This window comes from Streptomyces sp. CNQ329, assembly GCF_000482585.1.
The window spans coordinates 1-4210 of the sequence record NZ_AXVU01000109.1; the positions used below are offsets into that span (position 1 = coordinate 1).

Below are 4210 nucleotides of genomic sequence, written 5' to 3' on the forward strand. Positions count from 1 at the left end.
GGCCGACGCCGACGCCGTCACCCACGCCACGCTCCACCGCGACGACGACACCCCCCACCGCCTCGCCCTCGCGCTCGCCCACACCCACGCCCACGGCCTCGCGACAGGCCCCGACGCCCCCGCCCCCGCCCATCTGCCCGACCTGCCCACCTACCCCTTCCAGCACCAGCACCTCTGGCTCGACGCCACCCCCGCCGCTCCGGCGGAACCCGCGTCCCACTCCCTGGTCGGCCCGCCGGTGGAGCGCGCCGACGGCGACGGCCTCCTCTTCACCGGCCGCCTCTCCCTCCGCACCCACCCCTGGCTCGCCGACCACACCGTCGCCGGCACCGTCCTCCTCCCCGGCACCGCGCTCCTCGAACTCGCCCTGCACGCCGGCCATCTCGCCGGCTGCGCCCACCTGGACGAACTCGCCCTCGAATCCCCCCTCGTGCTGCCGGACGACGACGCCGTCGACCTCCAGGTGACCGTGGGCGGCGCGGACGAGGGCGGCCGGCGGACCGTCGTCGTCTACGCCCGGCCGCACGGTGATCCGGCGGGCGAGGCGTGGTCGCGGCACGCCACCGCCACCGTCCTGCCGGCCTCTTCGGAGCCCTCGCCGCCGCCCGCCGCCCCCGCGTGGCCGCCGGCGGACGCGACCCCCCTCTCCCTCACCTCGCTCTACGCGGACCTCGACGCGACCGCGCTCACCTACGGCCCCGCCTTCCGGGGGCTGCGCGCCGCCTGGCGCCAGGGCGGCGACATCCTCGCCGAGGTCACCCTCCCCGAGCACGCCGGCCACGCCGGCCGGTTCGCGGTGCACCCGGCCCTGCTCGACGCCGCCCTGCACGCCATCGGCCTCGACGACCACCCCGACCGCGACCGCGAGGACGGCGACGGCGCACCGCGGCTGCCCTTCACCTGGCAGGGCGTCCGGCTCCACCCCACCGCCGCCGCCCCCGCCACCCTCCGCGCCCGCCTCACGCCCACCGGCTCCGACACGGTCGCCCTGGTGGCCACGTACGCGGACGGCGCGCCCGCCGTCTCCGTGGAACGGCTCAGCCTGCGCCCCCTGCCCGTCGCGGAGTTGCGCACGCGCGCGGACTCGCTGTACGAGGTGGAGTGGTCGGCGCCGACGGGCCGCCCCGGCGCCCGTACCCCCGCGGAAGGCGACGACCAGCCCGTCCTCCACGTGGAAGAGGCCCCCGACGCGGCCGACATACCCGCCGCGAGCCGCGCCGTCCTGCTCGGCACCCTGCGCGCGCTGCAGACCTGGCTGGCCGACGAGCAGAACGCCGACCGCCGCCTGGCCGTCGTCACCCGGAACGCGGTCGCCCTCGGCGACGAGTCGCCGAACCTGGTGCACGCGCCGGTCTGGGGACTCGTCCGGTCCGCGCAGGAGGAACACCCCGATCGCCTCGTGCTGGTCGACACCGACGACCGTGAGGAGTCCCGGCGCGCCCTCCCCGCCGCCGTCGCCTCCGGCGAGCCGCAGCTCGCCCTCCGCGGCGGCACGCCGCACATCCCCCGTCTCGTACGGGCCGACACCCGCCCGGACGCGGCGGCGCCGGCCCCCGGGTTCGCCGACGGCACGGTGCTCGTCACCGGGGGCACCGGCACGCTCGGCGCGCTCGTCGCCCGGCACCTGGTCACCGTGCACGGCGCGAAGCGCCTGCTGCTGACCGGCCGGCGCGGGTCGGCCGCGCCCGGCGCCGACGCGCTGGCCGCCGAGTTGACGGCGGCAGGCGCCGACGTCACCGTCGCCGCGTGCGACGTGGCGGACCGGGCGGCGCTGACGGCGCTGCTGGCCGGCATCCCCGCGGACCGCCCGCTGACGGCCGTCGTGCACGCGGCCGGGACGACGGACGACGGCGTGATCGACTCGCTCACGCCGGAGGCCGTGGACCGCGTCCTGGCGCCGAAGGCGGAAGCCGCCTGGACCCTGCACGAGCTGACCTGCGAACTGCCCCGGCCACCGGCCGCGTTCGTGCTGTTCTCGTCCTTCGCCGGCACCGGCGGGGCGGCGGGCCAGGCGAACTACGCCGCCGCCAACGCCTTCCTCGACGCCCTCGCCCACCACCGGCAGGCCGCCGGGCTGCCGGCGACCTCGCTGGCGTGGGGGCTGTGGGAGTCCGCCTCCGGCATCACCGCCGCCCTCGACGCGGCGGACCTGGCGCGCATCGGACGTACCGGCGTCGCGCCGCTGGCGACCGCCGAGGCCCTGGCCCTCTTCGACGCGGCCCTCGCCCGCCCCGCGGACCGGCGGCCCCCCGCCCTCGCGCCCGTGCGGCTCGTCCCGGCCAGGCTGCGGGCCATGGCCGCCGCCGGGGAGTTGCCCGCCCTGCTGCGGCGGCTGGTCCGCACGCCGGCCGCGACGGCGGCCGGTGCCCCCGAAGAACCGGCACACGATCTCGTCGCCCGGCTGTCCGCGCTCCCCGAGGCCGAACAGGACGCCGCCCTGCTGGAGTTGGTACGCGGCCAGGTGGCGGAGGTGCTCGGGCACGCCGACCCGGCGCAGGTCGAAGCGGAGCGCGGCTTCAAGGACCTCGGCTTCGACTCCCTCACCGCGATGGAGCTGCGCAACCGGCTCCAGCGGGCCACCGGCACCCGGCTCCGCGCCACCTTGGTCTTCGACTTCCCCGCCCCCGCGGCGGTCGCCGAGCACCTGCGGGAACAGCTCGACCTGGGCCCGGCCGACCCCGCGCACACCCTGCTCGGCGAACTGGACCGGCTGGAGGACAGCCTGACCGCGCTCGCCGGGCGCGCCACCGCACTCGGCGCCGACCGCGGGCGCATCACCGTACGGCTGCGGAGCCTGCTGGCGCGCTGGCACGACGCGGCGCAGGACGCGGGCACCGCGCAGCCGGAGAGCCGCGGCGATCTCGACGCCGCGACGGACGACGACCTTTTCGATCTGGTCGAGAACCTGGGGAACTCCTGACATGGCAGACCGCAGCGGCCCCGCGCAGGGGACCGACAACGAGGCCAAGCTCCGCGACTACCTGAAGCGGGCCATCGCCGACGCCCAGGACGCCCGGCAGCGGTTGCGCGAGTCCGAGGAGCGGGTGCGCGAGCCGATCGCGATCGTCGGCATGGCCTGCCGCTTCCCGGGCGGCGCCGACACCCCCGGGGGGCTGTGGGAGCTGGTCGCCGGGGGCGGTGACGCCGTCGGCCCGTTCCCCGACGACCGCGGCTGGGACCTCGACGCGCTCTACGACCCGGACCCGGGGCGCAGCGGCACGACGTACACGCGAAGCGGGGGATTCCTGCGCGACGTCGCCGACTTCGACCCCGCCTTCTTCGGGATCTCGCCGCGGGAGGCGCTGGCGATGGATCCGCAGCAGCGGCTGCTGCTGGAGACGAGCTGGGAGGCGTTCGAGCGGGCGGGCATCGACCCGGCCGCGCTGCGCGGCAGCCGCACCGGCGTCTTCGCCGGCCTGATGTACCACGACTACGGCTCGCGGCTGCCGGAACTGCCCGCGGACCTGGAGGGGTACGTCGGCAGCGGCAGCGCCGGCAGCGTCGCGACGGGGCGGGTGGCGTACACGCTCGGCCTGGAGGGGCCCGCGGTGACGGTGGACACGGCGTGTTCGTCGTCGCTGGTGGCGGTGCACCTGGCGGTGAACGCACTGCGTCTCGGGGAGTGCGGTCTCGCCCTGGCGGGCGGGGTGTCGGTGATGGCGACGCCGGACACCTTCGTGGAGTTCAGCCGGCAGCGCGGCCTGGCGCCGGACGGCCGGTGCAAGTCGTTCGCCGCCGCGGCGGACGGCGCGGGCTGGTCGGAGGGCGCGGGGCTGCTGCTGCTGGAGCGGCTGTCGGACGCGCGGCGGCACGGGCGGCGGGTGCTGGGGCTGGTGCGCGGCTCGGCGGTGAACCAGGACGGGGCGAGCAGCGGGCTGACCGTACCCAACGGGCCGTCGCAGCAGCGCGTCATCCTCGACGCGCTGGTGAACGCCGGGCTGGCCGAGTCGGACGTGGACGCGGTGGAGGCGCACGGCACGGGCACGGAGCTGGGTGACCCGATCGAGGCGGAGGCGCTGCTGGCGACGTACGGGAAGGGGCGGGCGGAGGACCGGCCGCTGTGGCTGGGGTCGGTGAAGTCGAACATCGGGCATGCGCAGGCGGCGGCGGGTGTGGCGGGGATCATCAAGATGGTCCTGGCGATGCGGCACGGGCAGTTGCCTGCGACGTTGCATGTGGACGAGCCGACGCCGCACGTGGACTGGGAGTC

General features: G+C 77.1%; 2 protein-coding genes. Both read left to right on the forward strand.

Annotated features, from left to right (window positions below):
- Positions 1-2920 (forward strand): type I polyketide synthase (locus tag I003_RS33735; protein ID WP_158689044.1); only part of this gene is annotated, 2920 nt, incomplete at its 5' end.
- 1 nt (position 2921) lies between these two features.
- Positions 2922-4210, forward strand: a 1289-nt coding sequence (locus tag I003_RS0128985; RefSeq protein WP_199784367.1) for a beta-ketoacyl synthase N-terminal-like domain-containing protein, incomplete at its 3' end; no start/stop codon positions are given.